Below are 14,042 nucleotides of genomic sequence, written 5' to 3' on the forward strand. Positions count from 1 at the left end.
CCCCGCCATCAGGCCTGCATCCGCATGATCTCGTTGAAGGCGTCAACGGCCTTGTTGCGCACCCCTGCCACCAGCTCAAGGGTCAGCGCTGAACGCGTGGACGCAATGGACGCACTGTGAATGTCCTCGAGGTCCCCGGTCACGGCCTGCACCGCAAGGGTCTTGGAGGCAGACTGCAGCTGCGAAATGTTGTCCACAGCTCCCGTCAGGGACGCCGCGAAGGCCGAGCCGTCCGTGGCTGCCGTTGCGGGTACGGCGTCGAGATAACTGGTGGGCGTCACGCCGGAGACGGCGGGAAGAGGGGGAACGGGCATCAGGATCGTCCAATCTGAAGGGCTGCTTCGTAGGTGGCCTTGGCCCGGTCCACCACGGCGGCGTTCGCTTCGTAGCCCCGCTGCGCCAATATCAGGCTGCTCATTTGTTCAGACATGTCAATGTCGGGATACCGGACGTAACCGTCCGCGTCGGCCAGGGCGTGGTCCGGCTGGTAGACCATCCGGCCCTCGGCATCGCCGTATTCCACGCCGGACACGTACACGCCGCTGACGTCCTGGCCTTCCTGAGCCACCACGTAACGGGCCTGGAACGCGGCGCCGTCGGTGCTGGAGACGTTGTTGGCGTTGGCCAGGTTGTCCGAAACGGCGTCCAGCCATTTACGGTGCGCGGTCAGCCCGGTGGCGGCTATTCCGATGGCGTCAAAGGTCACGAGGAGGTCCTCAGTGCAGTGCGCAGGGAATTCGCTTCTCCACCCACAGCCTGTGTGGCGAATTGGTACCGCAGCACAGTGTCGATATTGGAAAGGGTTTCAGTGTCGAGATTGACGTTGCTGCCGTCCAGTCTGGTGGGCTCCATCGACCGTTCAGTGGTGGCTTCTGCAACACCGGAACCGGCACGAACGGATTTGGCGAGTGCGTCTTCGAAACTCACCCGCTGGGCTTGGTAGCCGGGCGTATTAACATTGGCAATGTTGTTGGCAATGGTGCGCTGGCGCAAAGCCAATCCGTCCAGGGCGCTTTGCAGCGCAATTGAGGACACGGAATCGAACACGGAAAACCCGCTTCTCGCTGAGGGACTGTGCGGCCGATCCGTGGCCTGGAAATGAGCATTCCTTGCTCGGTAATGGTTATCGGCGCCTCAGCTGGCTATGTAAGTAGTTTTTTCCGAGTAGTTTTGCCGGGCATTACAAGCAATTTAGTAAGCCGTATGAGTACTTTTGCGGAAGAGGAATCTATCCTGCCACATCCAAATAGACGGCGGCGCTCGACGGGCCGGGGACGCTGCTGATTAACGCCGACTGCCGCCGGTTTTTCCGGGACTCTCCGCGGAGCTGAACGTAGGCCTTTTCCTGGGCCAGGGCCAGCATGCGGGAACGGGACGCGAACTCAACCGGCATCGGCCCGAGGTTGGCCGGCGGCTGCCAGCTGAGGGCCAGTTCCCGGGCCTTTTCGGAAACCCCGGCCGAATTGGAGAAGGCTTCCAGGTTGTCTTCGAGTTCGGTGAGTACGCGTTCCCACAACGCCAGGTTCGCTGCGTCCTCGGCTGAAAGTCCGGGTCCGACCGCTTCAGCCGACACCGAGTGTTCCTCCTGCAGTGTGCGGGGTGGAAACCTGCGCGGGCACCTGAGCGGCAGCTTCATGCCAGGCCAGCCGCAGCGGTTCCAGCAGGTCGATGCACTCACGGGTGCGTTCGGCGCTGCGGTGGATGTTGGCGTCCATCATGGTGGTCAGGCAGTAGGCATAGAGTGCCTTGAGGTTCTCGGCCCCGTCCCACACGTCCGTCTTCAGCGTGCCGGTCAGTTCCGACACGATGGCCTGGGCATGCACCAGGTTTTCCGATGCCACCGGCCAGTTGCCGGACTGCTGGGCGGCTTCGGCACGGCTCAGGTCCAGCAGGAGCCGGTCGTAGAGCATAGTCAGCAGCCGTGCGGGCGTGGCGGACAAAACAGCATTGCGGGCGTACTCGGCGCGCTTGGCGGCCAGTCCGTAGGTCAAACTCATTTCTTGCTCCCTGAAGAGAAGTTTAGTGAATCGATTTGGGAGGTTAGCCATTCCTGCTGGGACTGCAGCTGGCCCAGCTTTACTTCCAAGTTGGACCACACGCTCTGCAGGGTGGACTGACGTGATGCGAGCCTGCGGTCCCAGTCCTCGATCTGCGTGGTCAGGGATCGGACTTCGGATTCCTGGCCCGTGATCCGCTGCGTGATGGTGCCATCGTATTTGTCCGATGCCAGTTTGCCGGCCGCTTCCACCCGGCCGGCAATGGTCTGCAGCGTCGCCTGGGTCTTGCCCGGATCGGCGGCCAGGGCTGCGGCGAACTTCTCGGCGTCGAATTCCACCGTGCCGTCCTTGGTGATGACAATGCCGATCTCCGACGGCGAGCGTCCGTCCACCGGAGAGGTGGCAGCGGACATCATGCTCTGCTTGATATCGCGGATGCCGGAGTCGCCGGTGAAGAGCCCGCCCGTGGCCTTCGTGGAGCCGGAGGACGTAGACGTGGTGACCGCTGAGTTCCGGTTCACGAAGGAGAAAAGATCAACAAGCCCGGCGACCAGCCCCGCGGCGACGTCGGTGATTGCCTTGTCATCCCGGACCACGGTCAGGGTGACGGGAGTTTCGAGGCTGAGCTGACCGTCACGTCCACGCCGGGCATTAACCCGGTGAAGGTGTTTGTGGCCGAGGAGATGGTGGTTTCCGCGCCCGGCACTCCGGCCCAAAGCGTAACTTCGGCATTCTGCGCGGCCTTCAGGGGCATTCCTCCGCCTGCGGTGCTGAACGGGTCGGTTCCGTTGGAAGTCAGGCTGAAGGCGGCGTCCGCTCCGGTTGCTGTCGAGGTGAGCTGGATGCGGTACTGAGCTGCACCGGTGTCATCGACTCCGGCGGCGATCTTGACCGCGGTGACGCCTTTGTTGGACTTATTGACTTCGGAGACCACCTCGTCGAGGGATTTCCCGCCGACGTTCAGGGTGGTGCTGGTACCGGCCGCATTGATGGTGATTTCCGTGGCGTCAGTGGGCCAGGACGTCAGTGCTCCGGAGAGGCTGACCTGGGCCGAAGCGGTCTGCTTCACCACCATATCCAGTGATCCGGCGGCGGTGCCGGTGGTGGTGACGGCGGTGACTTTGTCCGAGCTGCTGGCGGCGGAGAAAAGATCGGTGCCGGCCGGCTTGGCGACCTTGCCGGCGGCTTCTGCCAAGGCGGCCATTCTGGTGTTCAGCTGCTGCAGTGCGCTGACGAAGGTCTGGTTGGCCGCAACCTTGGACTTCAGGATGTTCTGCGGGCGCGCCTCAATCTGCATGAGACTGGCGATCATCTCACTGGTCTTCAGACCACTGATGAGGCCGTCGATTCCTACCATGTGTGCTGATCTCCTGGGACGGATGCGGATGAGGCAGGAGATGAGCCGGCGGCGGAGAGTGTGAGGTCCAAGTCAGTTTCTCCGCCGCCGGCGGTCATTTACCTGCCGGTGCTGCTGTTAATGCTGTTACTGCTACTGCAGGAGCTGCATCACGCCGGAGTTCATCTGATTGGCCTGGGACAGCATTGCGGTGCCGGCCTGGGAAAGGATCTGCGAGCGGGTGAAGTTGGCCATTTCCGAAGCCATGTCCGTGTCGCGGATCCGGGATCCGGCGGAGGACAGGTTCTCGATGGACACGTTCAGGCTCTTGATCGTGGATTCCAGGCGGTTCTGGGAAGCACCAAGCTCCGAGCGCTGGCTGGAGATGGCTCCGATCGCCGCATCCAGGTCCTTAATCGTCTGGCTGGCCTCGGCTGAGGTAGCAACGTTGAATGCAGCCGCCCCGTCCGTGGCGTCTGCGAAGGAGGCCGCGGTGCCGCCAGCGGCGGGTGTCGTCATCAGGCTGGTGGTGACGTTCCCCAAATCAACCTCAATGGTGTCGGAGGTACCGCCACCTGCCCCGACCTGGATGCTGATCTTGGATGAGCCATTTGTCGCGTCATCACCCGGAATGGCTTGGCCGTTGAGCAGCTGAATACCGTTAAAGTTGGTCCCTGAAACGATGCGGTTGAGTTCCTTGCCGAGCTCGTCCGCTTCAGTCTTGATCGCCTCGCGAGACTCCTCGTTGTTCGAGTCGTTACCGCCCTGCACCGCCAGGTCGCGCATACGGTTCAGGATGGAGTGGACCTCGGTCAGGGCGCCTTCAGCGGTCTGGATGACGCTGATGCCGTCCTGGGCGTTGCGTGCTGCCTGAGTCATACCGGAGACCTGGTTCTTCAGGCCTTCCGAGATGGCCAGACCGGCTGCATCGTCAGCTGCACGGTTGATGCGCAGGCCGCTGGAGAGCTTTTCCAGGGACTTCGACTGTTCATTCTGGTTCAGCGTCAGGTTGCGGTACGCGTTGTTTGACGCAGTGTTGGTGTTGATTGTGAAACCCATGATGTATTCCTCCGTGAGTGGGCTGTACTGACCGGCCCATCCATGGGCCGGCACCCATAGCTATCGGCGGAGGATCACCGGGTGTTAGGAGTTCCGGACAGTTGTTTTTCCGCTGCTGCCCAAAAGGCTAGGCAGGCATCCTGCCGGAATCCGTCCGCGGGGAATGCGCCGGGAAGTGCTGGCGGGTAATGCCGCCAATCGTTCGGTCCGCCATGGTGGACAAATACGCGGCCCGGCGCGCCGGTGCGATGCGGGACGTGGCGGCGGGGACGACGTCGTCGTCCGCGTAGTGGGCGCCCAAGCCGTCGCGGAGAAGACGCACTGCTTCGGCACGCTGCTGGGACACCGCGCTGTGGGTGGCCCCCAGCTCGGCAGCAAGGTCCTTGACGCTGCGGTCCTGGAAGTACACCTGTTCCACGATGTACCGCATTTTCTCCGGCAGGGCAGCGATGGCTGCCTGCAGGTATTTCAGCTTTTCCGTTCCCAGGAGGGAACCTTCCGGAGAGGGCAGTGCGGTCGGAAGAAAATCAGTAGTGGCTTCATCGAGGCTGGACACTGTCCGGGAAGCGTCCGCCAGGGCATCCCGCACCACCGCCGGCTCCACCCCCAGGGCGGAGGCGATTTCAGCCACTTTCGGCGCGCGGCCCAGCGCGGCGGTCAGGGTTTCCTTGACCGCAAGGGTTTCCTTGATCCGCTTCCGTGCCGTTCGGGTGGCCCAGTCCACCGAGCGCATTTCATCGGCAAAAGCGCCAATAATACGGCGGCGGGCATAAGCCCCGAACGGGACACCCAGGTCAGGATTATAGGAATCAGCAGACATGACGAGTGCCACCGATCCCGCCGACGCGAGGTCATCCCGCGAGAGGTGTGTTGCTTTTGCGCATGTTTCAGAGACAAGATAACCAACCAGTGGAAGATTTTCGACCACTAGGCGGTTGCGTTCGAGATGATTCAATTTTGCGGACCCCCAAGCCCTTGTGACAGACATAAATACCTGGCACATGGCTTAGGGCTGAGACCACTAATAGAACCCCACGCGCGAGCGTATACCGTGAAAGATACCACTAACATTGCCGGCCCGGATGCCGATAGTGACTGGCAACGGACGAATCGTTATGTTTTCCCGAAAATACTGGACAGTGAAGATCAATTTAAGGAGGTGAGTGGAGATGGGTACCCAGAAATTGTCTGCACTTCTCTGGGAAGAACGCGAGTTGCTGGAGCTGCTCGTATTCAAGCTTGAAGAAGAACAGCTCCTGCTCACCTCCGGCAAAAGCCGCTGGCTGCAGCATGCCACCCGGGAAGTCGAACAGGTCCTGGAACGGCTGCGTGCTGCCGCCCTCGGGCGCGCGGTCGCCGTCGCCTCCCTGGCCGGGGACTGGGGCACCGCGGAAGATGCGACGCTTCGCGAGCTGGTGGCAGCGGCTCCCCCGGACCGTGGACCGAGATTTTTGCCGCCCACCTGCAGGCCATGACGGACCTGACCGTGAAAATCCGCGAGCTGCGGGATGTTAACGAACAGTTCCTGCGGGCGGCCGCGAGGTCGGCGCAGGAGACCCTGGCCGGACTGGATGCAGGTAACGGCACCTACACGGCATCGGGCGCCACCACCGCGTCCACTCCGGGTGCCCGCCTCGTCGACCAGCAACTTAAGCGCTAAGGACACTCTTAATGAGTACATTCAGCGGACTGAACACCGCATACACGGCGCTGACAGCTGCCCGCCGGGGACTGGACGTCATCGGGCAGAACGTAGCCAATGCCAATACGCCCGGCTACACCCGCCAGCGGTTGGAAACGTCAGCCACTGCTCCCCTTTCAGCCACGGGGTTCAGCACGGCCCCCGGGTGGGGCAGGGCGTCACGGTGGACGGCATTGCCCGGCTCGGGAGCATGCAGCTGGACGCGCGTGTTCGGGCCACCACCGCGGTATCGGGTTTTTCGGCAGTCCGCGCCAATGCGCTTTCCGCCCTGGAGGTCAGCCTCAACGAACCCGGCGACAACGGCATCTCGGCGTCCCTGGACGATTTCTGGGCCGCATGGCAGGGCGTATCGAACAAACCGGGCGACCCGGCCGCAGCGGAAGTCCTCCTTAATGAAGCCGCGACCGTGGCCAGCCGCATCTCCTCCGGGTATCTCTCCGTAGCCAACCAGTTCAAGGACGTGCGCTCGGACCTGACCTCCATGGCAGATGAACTGAACACCGCCGGAGCGCAGCTTGCCGGGCTCAACGGAGCGATTCGTTCCGCGCTATCCAACGGCGGCTCCGTTAACGAGCTCCTGGACCAGCGGAGCGCCCTGGCCTCCACTGTGGCCGCCCTGGCCGGCGGAACCGTCCGCGAGGGCGCCGACGGGATGGTGGACATCCTGGTGGACGGGAACGCCTTTGTCACCGGCGAGGTCTTCCGGCCGGTCGAAGTTACCGGAGGAACGGCATTGGGCGGCGACCCTGTCCGGTTGGTGTGGAGCCACCGGGCCGGAGATTCCGTGGCGCTGTCCAGCGGGGAAATGGCGGGCGCCCTGAGCCTGCTGGCACCCGGCGCTGACCTGGCCAAGGCTGCCGCCTCCTATAACTCGCTGGCTGAAAAGCTCGCGTCAACGGTCAACGCAGTGCACCGCACCGGAACCGCTCCCGGGGACGGAACACCGGGCAGCACCACCGGGCTGGACTTCTTTGGCCTCGACGCCGGGCAGCCGGCGCTGAGCCTGCACATCATTCCGGCCAATGCGTCCGGAATTGCCGCCGGAAACGGCACCGGCGGGTTCGACGGGTCCATCGCGGATAAGATCTCCCAGCTGGGAACCTCCGCCGACTCCCCGGACAAAATGTGGTCGGCCTTCGTCTCGGGTACGGGCGCCGCAGCCCGCAGCGAACTGCAGCAGGCCAGGCTCGCCGGCGTTGCCGCATCATCCGCCGTCGGGCTGCAGCTGGCCAACTCCTCCGTGGACATGGACGAGGAAAACATGAACCTGCTGGCTTACCAGCACGCCTACCAGGGTGCCGCGCGCGTCATGAGCGCCATTGACGAGATGCTCGACACCCTGATCAACCGCACCGGAATTGTTGGAAGGTAACCCTTGATCACCCGCACCACCAACCAGACCCTGGCCCGCAGCGCCCAGCAGAACCTGCAGGCCAACATGTCACGCATGGCCAAGCTGCAGGAACAGGTCTCCTCCTCGACCGCCATCACCCGGCCATCGGACAATCCTGCCGGGACTGCTGATGCCCTGAAGGTGCGGGCGGAAATCCGGGCCAACGCCCAATACAGCTCCAACATCAGCGACGCCGACGGCTGGCTCACCACGGTGGACTCCGCCCTGGACAACACCACCGACCTTTTGCGGCGCATCAAGGACCTGGCGCTCCGCGGCGCCAGCGCCGGGCTGTCCCCGGCTAACAAGGACGCCGTCGCCAGCGAGTTGGAGGGCCTGAAGCAGGACCTGTTGAAGGAAGCCAACACCACCTTTGCGGGGCGAAACGTGTTTGCCGGAAACTCCGATGCCAAGGGAGCCTTCACCGTTGAAGGCAGCGAATACGTCCATCACGGCACCGGAACCGGGGTAATGCGCCGGGTCGACGGCGGAGCTCCGGTCCGGGTCGACGCCGACGGCGCCGCTGTCTTCGGCACCGGACCGGCGTCCGTTTTCGCCCTGGTTGATTCCCTCGCCAAAGACCTGCGCTCCGGCGCGGATCTCACGGAACACTTAGTCGCCATCGATGCACGGGCGAACACCGTCCTGTCGCGCCACACCGAGGTGGGCGTACGCCATGCCGGAGTCCTAAAGGCCCGGGACACGAACCTGGACCAAACCGTCAGTTTGGAAGCCCGCCGCTCGGGGATCGAGGACCTGGACACTGCCAAGGTCATCCTGGACCTCAAACTGCAGGAGCTTTCCTACCAGACGGCCCTTTCCGTCACCGCACGGGCGCTGCAGCCCACCCTCATGGATTTCCTGCGATGAGCATTTCCGTGAGCTTCACGGCGCCGCCGCCCGGCTTTGCCCCGGAGATCGACTTCACCATGTCCGCCGTGGAAGGGGCCGAAGGGCTGTATTCGCTGCTCTCGAAGGAGCATTCCGGCGACACGGGCGGACTGCGGATCTTCGTACTTGACGCCGCCGTTTACCTGCCCTCATACCAGCCCGACATCACCGAGGAGCAACGGCTGCAGCTTGGCCTCACCGACGCAGCCGACGCCCAGGTCCTCATCGTGGCCAACTCCACGGAAGCCGGCACCACCGTCAATCTGCTGGCCCCCATCGTCCTGAACACGCGAACGAACTCCTGCGCGCAGGTGATCCTCGAAGGGCAGGACTGGCCGGTCCGCATCCCCCTGGACGCCGTCGCAGCGTAACGGGACCCAGAGACGCAAAAGGCGCACGCCCTGCAGGGCGTGCGCCTTTTGCGTTACTTCCGGAGCTTAGGCGAAGTCGGCCGTGGCCGGATCCGCCCCGTAGCGGGTGCCGTTGTCGAGGGCGCTGATCGCGTCGATGTCCTCGTCGCTCAGCTTCAGGTCCAAGGCGGCCCAGTTTTCCTTGATGCGGGATTCCGTGACGGACTTGGGGATGACGATGCTGCCCAGGGCCAGGTGCCAGGCGATGACCACCTGTGCCGGAGTGGCGCCGTCGTACTTCGCGGCAATCTCGGCCAGCTTCGGATCCTCGAGCAGGCCCTTGCCGGAGCCCAGCGGGGACCAGGACTCGTGCAGGATGTTGTGCTCGGCCTCGAAGGCGCGCAGCTCGGCCTGGTTCAGGTACGGGTGCGTCTCGACCTGATTCAGGACCGGCACCACGCCGGTGGCGTCGATGATTTCCTGCAGGGCCTCAATGGTGAAGTTGCAGACACCAATGGACTTCACGCGGCCCTGCTTCTGCAGTTCCACCAGTGCCTTCCAGGTGTCCACGTACTTGTTCTGCTTCGGCTGCAGCCAGTGGATCAGGTACAGGTCCAGGGTTTCCAGGCCCAGGCGCTCCATGGAAGCGTCGAACGCCTTCAGGGTTTCTTCGTAGCCCTGGTCCGCGTTCCAGACCTTGGTGGTGATGAACATGTCCTCGCGGGGAACCGGGGTGGCGGCAATGGCACGGCCGACGCCGGCCTCGTTGCCGTAGATCTTGGCGGTGTCGATGTGGCGGTACCCGGCGTCAAAAGCCTGGCCAACAACCTTTTCGGCCACTGCATCCTCGACCTGCCACACTCCGTAGCCAAGCTGGGGAATGGTGTTGCCGTCATTGAAAGTCACAAGCGGTGAAGTAGTCATTCGCCTATCCTTGCAAACCACCGGCCGAAATCCGCTTTCGGTGACGCCTCTATGCTGGACGCGAAAAAGTCCGGCCCTTATTCCCGCTTCGCGCGGAAATTTTCTACGTATTCTGCGGGGCGTCCGCGGCGGCTTTCAGCGCTCGTTCCGCCTCAAGCACGTCTTCGGCCACCAGTGCGGCGCGGCGGTGGACGTTTTCCAGGCCGGCGGAGGCAAAGCCCCACCGTTCGCCTTCCAGCCGGGACATGGCCGCCGCCTCGGCGGTGGCTGCCAGGGAGTTGCCGCTGCGCGAAAGCGCCCGGTGCACCGCGATGAGCGAGCCGGGGATATCCTGGCCGTTGCTGGGCAGGCGCCGCTGCGCGCTGACGCACACTTCACGGACGCGGGGCAGCAGTTCGGCCAGTTTGTTGGCAACCGAGACCAGCTCGTTGTACACGGCGTCGTCTTCCACGCCTTCCAGCATCTGGTGGTAGCGGTCCAGCCCGCGGGTGAAGCGGTCGTGGGCCCGGCGCCACACGCCCTTGCCCAGCTGGGTGTCATCCTTCCGCCCCTGCCGGGCGGCTGCAAAGAGTGCCATGGGTCCTACAGGTACTGGCCGGGACCGGCGTGCGGCTCGGTCTGGGAGGAGGAAGGGCGGGGCTGTCCGGCCGGGTCGGCACGCCGGGGCTCGCCGTTGTCACCGATGACGACGCCGGGGGCAAGGACGGTGCCGGGCGGCAGCTGGCGCAGCTGCAGCCTCGACGCCATTTGCTGGTTGGCCGTTTGCTGGGCGGCGATTGCGGTTTGAATGCCGCGGAACAACCCCTCCAGCCAGCCGACCAACTGGGCCTGGGCGATGCGCAGTTCGGCATCGGTGGGCACGGTTTCGTCCAGGAACGGAAGATTCACGCGGTGCAGTTCCTCGACCAGTTCAGGGGCAAGCCCGTCCTCCAGTTCCCGGAGCGAGCGTTCGTGGATTTCGGCCAGGCGGTTGCGCGCCGCGTCGTCCAGCGGCGCGTTGCGGACTTCTTCGAGAAGCTGCTTGATCATGGTGCCGATCCGCATTACTTTGGCGGGTTCATCCACCAGATCGCGCAGCTTTGCCGGGCCGGAGCTGCCTTCGCCGCTGCGGCCGGAACCGCCCGCATCCGGGCCGCCGGCAGGCAGTGCGGGTTCGTTGCCCTTGGGATCCGCTTGGGACCCGCTACCGGTTGTTGCCCGGGTGCTTACCGGCGGATTGCTCGACGGCGTTTGGCCGGCCGCGCCGGTTTCGGCGGGGTGCGCCGCAGTGTCGGAACCGGGCGCAGGCGCTACATCCGGCCGGGCGGCGGATCCGTTCTCGTCAGTCATGCGTTAATGCTCTCATGGTTGGGGTGCAAAGCCGGGGGCTGCGTCAGGTTTGGCCTTCCTCTGCCCGCGTTTTCGCGTATTCGCCGGCCGGGCTGAGCCCCGCCACCTGCTGCCCGGCGTTGAGCTGGCCGGCCGTATAGTGCCGCTCATCGAATTCCGGTCCGCCCGGATGTTCCTCTTCCGGCAGGTTGACGTCGTCGGCGAGGTGCTCGTCCTCGTTGTCCGCCGGGGGTGCCGGCAGGCTGATGTCTTCACGCAGGTGATCGTCCTGCGGCAGGTCACTGAAGTGCTGGTGTTTTCCCATCCTCCACCGTAGGCACCATGGCTGGCTCCCCTCAAGCTCCGGCAACAAAACAACATACAGCCGCCCGGCCCGTATGGCCGGGAACGACGGCGGCACCCGGGCGGGCGCCGCCGTCGTTCCCGGCCGGGTGCACAGCGCACCCGGCCGGACTGTGCCCTGCCGGCTACTGTGCCCGCTACTGTCCCGGCTACTGTCCCGGCTGTGCGCCGCGGGCTAGCAGCAGCGCCCCTCGGGGCTGGAGTCCTGCCGGTCCATCTTGTCCTTCCAGAACTCCCGCTCGTTGAGCAGCGGAGCGCTGCAGCCGGAGGACTCGTGGAAGGTGACATATTTGCGGTACGCGTCCTCCCCCATGACATCACGGAAAAACCGCACGAACCCCCGCAGCCCGTCTTTCACCGCCGCCGTGCTCATGAGTGCGCTTTCCGCACCGTTTTGCGGTCCGCCGGCAGCGCGTCCCACTGCGCCTCGATCTCCTTCTCCCCCGGCGTTGCCAGGAAGCCTGCCGGAGCAAATACGCGGGAGGCCACGGCCGGATCTTCGGCGCTGGGGCGCCTCCGGACCGGTAGGAGCGGATGCTCGCGATGACGGCAGTGATGATGACAATAATCGCCAGTGTCACGAACACGATGGACAGCGTGCCCTGGATGAAGGTGTTGCGGACAACGGCTTCCATGGCCTCGACCGTCGCCGCGGTGCCGAAGCTCGTCTCGCCCCGCTCCAGCGCCCCCTTGAAGGCGTTGTGCTGGGCCCAGTAGCCGACGGCCGGGACGGGGCTGAAGATCTTGTACATGGAGGCGGTGATGGTCACCACGGACGCGAAGGCCAGCGGCAGCACCACGATCCAGATGTACTTGAAGACGTTCTTCTTGGCGAGGATGGCCAGGCAGATGGCGAGCGCAATTGCTGCCAGCAGCTGGTTGGCGATTCCGAAGAGCGGGAACAGGGTGTTGATCCCGCCCAGCGGGTCCGTGACCCCCATGATCAGGATCGACCCCCAACCTCCCACCATCACGGCCGTACAGATCCATGCTCCGGTCCGCCAGCCGGTGTCGCGGAACTTCGGGATGAAGTTGCCGATGGAGTCCTGCAGCATAAACCGGGCCACGCGGGTGCCGGCGTCGACGGCTGTGAGGATAAACAGCGCTTCGAACATGATGGCGAAGTGGTACCAGAACGCCATCATCGAAGACCCGCCGATCAGGCTTTGCATGATCTGGGCCAGGCCGACGGCGAGGGTCGGCGCGCCGCCGGTGCGCGAGACGATGGATTCCTCGCCCACGTTTGCTGCCATGTTGGTGAGCATGTCCGGGGTGAGGCTCACTCCGGCCAGGCCCAGGCTGTTGACGAATGCGACGGCGCCTTCCACGGTGCCGCCGGTGGCGGCGGCGGAGGAGTTCATCGCGAAGTAGATGCCGCGGTCGATGGAGATGGCCGCCACCAGGGCCATGACGGCCACGAAGGATTCCATCAGCATGCCGCCGTAGCCAATGAAACGGGTCTGCCGTTCCTTTTCAATCATCTTGGGCGTGGTGCCGGAGGCAATCAGGGCGTGGAACCCGGACAGGGCGCCACAGGCGATGGTCACGAACAGGAACGGGAACAGCGGACCGGCGACAACCGGGCCGTTGTCGGTGGAGGCGAACTCGCTGATCGCCGGAACCGTGATTTCGGGCCGCACGATAATGATGGCCACCGCCAGCATGACGATGGTGCCCACCTTCATGAAGGTGGACAGGTAGTCGCGCGGGGCGAGCAGCAGCCAGACCGGCAGCACAGCGGCGATGAAGCCGTAAATGATGATGCCCCAGGCAATGACTGTCTTGTCCAGGGTCAGGGCGTCGCCCAGTGCGGTGTCGGCGATCATGCCGCCGCCGATGATGGCCAGCAGCAGCAGGACAAAACCGATGATGGACACCTCGGTGACCTTGCCCGGGCGCAGGAAGCGCAGGTAAACACCCATGAACAGTGCGATCGGGATGGTCATGCCCACGGAGAAGACACCCCACGGGCTTTCCGCCAGGGCGTTCACGACCACGAGTGCCAGGATGGCGACGATGATGATCATGATCGTCAGCGTGGCGATCAGGGCAGCGGTTCCGCCCAAGCGTCCGAGTTCCTCGCGGGCCATCTGGCCCAGCGAGCGCCCGCCGCGGCGCATGGAGAAGAACATGACCAGGTAATCCTGGACGGCACCGGCCAGGACGACGCCGATGATGATCCAGATGGTGCCGGGCAGGTAGCCCATTTGTGCGGCCAGGACCGGGCCGACCAGGGGCCCTGCGCCGGCGATGGCGGCGAAGTGGTGGCCGTAGAGCACCCGGCGGTCGGTGGCGGCATAGTCCTTGCCGTCGGCCTTGTACTCCGCGGGGGTGGCGCGCAGGTCATTGGGCTGCAGGAGCTTGCGCTCAATGAACTTGGAGTAGAAACGGTACGCAATGAAGTAGGTGCAGACTGCCGCGAAGACGAACCAGATGGCGTTGACGGTTTCCCCGCGGACCAGGGCCAGCATGTACCAGCTGACCCCGCCGAGGAGGGCAATCCCGGCCCACACGGCTATCTTCAGCGGGGTCCAGCGGCGGTCTTCGGCGTCGGCGGTTTCGGGGTCCAGCGCCACCGGCGGCAGATCGGGATCCTGCACCAGGACGTCACTGTCCTCAGGCTGTCCCGGGGCGGCCCGGCGCCCGCGATTCTCACTCATAGGGGTCCCTTTGCTTGCGGTACAACTCGGAAAAGGCCGGGCAGTGAAACCGGCCCCGG

The 14,042-nt window shown here is 64.4% G+C and carries 19 protein-coding genes and 2 pseudogenes; 6 read left to right on the forward strand and 15 right to left on the reverse strand.

Translation table 11 applies throughout. The features are described from left to right. Positions 1–8: 8 nt before the first annotated feature. From fliE to OL239_RS18345, 9 genes are all read right to left on the reverse strand, one after another. The gene (fliE, locus tag OL239_RS18305; RefSeq protein WP_268910078.1) at positions 9–314 is read right to left on the reverse strand and encodes a flagellar hook-basal body complex protein FliE; all 306 of its coding nucleotides are present in this window, start codon (positions 312–314) and stop codon (positions 9–11) included. After that, a complete protein-coding gene (flgC, locus tag OL239_RS18310) occupies positions 314–706 on the reverse strand; it encodes a flagellar basal body rod protein FlgC (protein ID WP_268910079.1) in 393 nt (130 codons plus the stop codon). Before flgC ends, fliE begins: the two co-directional genes overlap by 1 nt. Further along, positions 703–1,047 (reverse strand): flagellar basal body rod protein FlgB, encoded by a 345-nt coding sequence (locus OL239_RS18315; RefSeq protein ID WP_268910080.1) that lies wholly within the window; start codon positions 1,045–1,047, stop codon positions 703–705. Before OL239_RS18315 ends, flgC begins: the two co-directional genes overlap by 4 nt. 181 nt (positions 1,048–1,228) lie before the next feature. Further along, entirely contained in the window at positions 1,229–1,573 is a 345-nt protein-coding gene (locus OL239_RS18320) for a hypothetical protein (protein ID WP_268910081.1), read from the reverse strand. Next, positions 1,563–1,997, reverse strand: a complete 435-nt coding sequence (gene fliS, locus OL239_RS18325; protein WP_268910082.1) for a flagellar export chaperone FliS — start codon at positions 1,995–1,997, stop codon at positions 1,563–1,565. The genes OL239_RS18320 and fliS overlap by 11 nt, the downstream gene beginning before the upstream one ends. After that, on the reverse strand, positions 1,994–2,593 hold the full coding sequence (gene fliD, locus OL239_RS18330; protein WP_268910083.1) for a flagellar filament capping protein FliD: 600 nt from the start codon (positions 2,591–2,593) through the stop codon (positions 1,994–1,996). The genes fliS and fliD overlap by 4 nt, the downstream gene beginning before the upstream one ends. Positions 2,594–2,595: 2 nt before the next feature. Beyond that, entirely contained in the window at positions 2,596–3,354 is a 759-nt protein-coding gene (locus OL239_RS18335) for a flagellar cap protein FliD N-terminal domain-containing protein (RefSeq protein ID WP_268910084.1), read from the reverse strand. A gap of 132 nt (positions 3,355–3,486) precedes the next feature. After that, positions 3,487–4,392 carry a flagellin N-terminal helical domain-containing protein gene (locus OL239_RS18340; RefSeq protein ID WP_268910085.1) on the reverse strand — a complete coding sequence of 302 codons (906 nt, stop codon included), beginning with the start codon at positions 4,390–4,392 and terminating at the stop codon, positions 3,487–3,489. Positions 4,393–4,519: 127 nt separating this feature from the next. Beyond that, complete coding sequence (locus OL239_RS18345; RefSeq protein ID WP_268910086.1) at positions 4,520–5,347, reverse strand: sigma-70 family RNA polymerase sigma factor; 828 nt, start codon at positions 5,345–5,347, stop codon at positions 4,520–4,522. A gap of 214 nt (positions 5,348–5,561) precedes the next feature. Between OL239_RS18345 and flgN the strand changes: the two genes are divergently transcribed. The 6 genes and pseudogenes from flgN (at position 5,562) to OL239_RS18370 (ending at position 8,749) form a co-directional block, all read left to right on the forward strand. Next, positions 5,562–5,867 (forward strand): flagellar export chaperone FlgN, encoded by a 306-nt coding sequence (gene flgN, locus OL239_RS19830; RefSeq protein WP_329609297.1) that lies wholly within the window; start codon positions 5,562–5,564, stop codon positions 5,865–5,867. After that, positions 5,864–6,052, forward strand: coding sequence for a hypothetical protein (locus OL239_RS19835; protein ID WP_329609298.1), 189 nt, complete (start codon positions 5,864–5,866; stop codon positions 6,050–6,052). Before flgN ends, OL239_RS19835 begins: the two co-directional genes overlap by 4 nt. Positions 6,053–6,063: 11 nt before the next feature. Then, positions 6,064–6,132 (forward strand): annotated as a pseudogene (locus OL239_RS18355) (hypothetical protein); the annotation flags it as partial. 107 nt (positions 6,133–6,239) lie between these two features. Beyond that, complete coding sequence (gene flgK / locus OL239_RS18360; protein WP_268910087.1) at positions 6,240–7,466, forward strand: flagellar hook-associated protein FlgK; 1,227 nt, start codon at positions 6,240–6,242, stop codon at positions 7,464–7,466. A 3-nt stretch (positions 7,467–7,469) separates the two neighbouring features. Then, the gene (gene flgL / locus OL239_RS18365) at positions 7,470–8,357 is read left to right on the forward strand and encodes a flagellar hook-associated protein FlgL (protein ID WP_268910088.1); all 888 of its coding nucleotides are present in this window, start codon (positions 7,470–7,472) and stop codon (positions 8,355–8,357) included. Then, on the forward strand, positions 8,354–8,749 hold the full coding sequence (locus tag OL239_RS18370; RefSeq protein ID WP_268910089.1) for a flagellar assembly protein FliW: 396 nt from the start codon (positions 8,354–8,356) through the stop codon (positions 8,747–8,749). The genes flgL and OL239_RS18370 overlap by 4 nt, the downstream gene beginning before the upstream one ends. A 66-nt stretch (positions 8,750–8,815) precedes the next feature. Here OL239_RS18370 and OL239_RS18375 read toward each other — a convergent pair whose 3' ends face one another. The 6 genes and pseudogenes from OL239_RS18375 to OL239_RS18400 form a co-directional block, all read right to left on the reverse strand. Continuing rightward, a complete protein-coding gene (locus OL239_RS18375; protein ID WP_268910090.1) occupies positions 8,816–9,652 on the reverse strand; it encodes an aldo/keto reductase in 837 nt (278 codons plus the stop codon). 103 nt (positions 9,653–9,755) lie between these two features. After that, a complete protein-coding gene (locus tag OL239_RS18380) occupies positions 9,756–10,229 on the reverse strand; it encodes a hypothetical protein (protein ID WP_268910091.1) in 474 nt (157 codons plus the stop codon). 5 nt (positions 10,230–10,234) lie between these two features. Continuing rightward, complete coding sequence (locus OL239_RS18385; RefSeq protein WP_268910092.1) at positions 10,235–10,981, reverse strand: bacterial proteasome activator family protein; 747 nt, start codon at positions 10,979–10,981, stop codon at positions 10,235–10,237. Positions 10,982–11,024: 43 nt separating this feature from the next. After that, the gene (locus OL239_RS18390; RefSeq protein WP_268910093.1) at positions 11,025–11,285 is read right to left on the reverse strand and encodes a hypothetical protein; all 261 of its coding nucleotides are present in this window, start codon (positions 11,283–11,285) and stop codon (positions 11,025–11,027) included. Positions 11,286–11,498: 213 nt separating this feature from the next. After that, entirely contained in the window at positions 11,499–11,657 is a 159-nt protein-coding gene (locus OL239_RS18395; protein WP_442864321.1) for a CstA-like transporter-associated (seleno)protein, read from the reverse strand. A 35-nt stretch (positions 11,658–11,692) separates the two neighbouring features. Beyond that, a pseudogene (locus tag OL239_RS18400) lies at positions 11,693–13,983 on the reverse strand (carbon starvation CstA family protein). Positions 13,984–14,042: the final 59 nt, after the last annotated feature.

The organism is Arthrobacter sp. ATA002, from assembly GCF_026898095.1.
In the GTDB taxonomy this organism is placed as follows: Bacteria; Actinomycetota; Actinomycetes; order Actinomycetales; family Micrococcaceae; genus Arthrobacter_B.

Excerpts from the sequence above, each read along its gene's own strand:
- OL239_RS18370 (WP_268910089.1), top strand. The coding sequence starts at position 8,354 with ATGAGCATTTCCGTGAGCTTCACGGCGCCGCCGCCCGGCTTTGCCCCG.
- OL239_RS18340 (WP_268910085.1), bottom strand. The coding sequence starts at position 4,392 with ATGGGTTTCACAATCAACACCAACACTGCGTCAAACAACGCGTACCGC.
- OL239_RS18380 (WP_268910091.1), bottom strand. The coding sequence starts at position 10,229 with ATGGCACTCTTTGCAGCCGCCCGGCAGGGGCGGAAGGATGACACCCAG.
- OL239_RS18385 (WP_268910092.1), bottom strand. The coding sequence starts at position 10,981 with ATGACTGACGAGAACGGATCCGCCGCCCGGCCGGATGTAGCGCCTGCG.
- OL239_RS19835 (WP_329609298.1), top strand. The coding sequence starts at position 5,864 with ATGACGGACCTGACCGTGAAAATCCGCGAGCTGCGGGATGTTAACGAA.
- fliE (WP_268910078.1), bottom strand. The coding sequence starts at position 314 with ATGCCCGTTCCCCCTCTTCCCGCCGTCTCCGGCGTGACGCCCACCAGT.
- OL239_RS18335 (WP_268910084.1), bottom strand. The coding sequence starts at position 3,354 with ATGGTAGGAATCGACGGCCTCATCAGTGGTCTGAAGACCAGTGAGATG.
- OL239_RS18390 (WP_268910093.1), bottom strand. The coding sequence starts at position 11,285 with ATGGGAAAACACCAGCACTTCAGTGACCTGCCGCAGGACGATCACCTG.
- flgN (WP_329609297.1), top strand. The coding sequence starts at position 5,562 with ATGGGTACCCAGAAATTGTCTGCACTTCTCTGGGAAGAACGCGAGTTG.
- fliS (WP_268910082.1), bottom strand. The coding sequence starts at position 1,997 with ATGAGTTTGACCTACGGACTGGCCGCCAAGCGCGCCGAGTACGCCCGC.
- OL239_RS18375 (WP_268910090.1), bottom strand. The coding sequence starts at position 9,652 with ATGACTACTTCACCGCTTGTGACTTTCAATGACGGCAACACCATTCCC.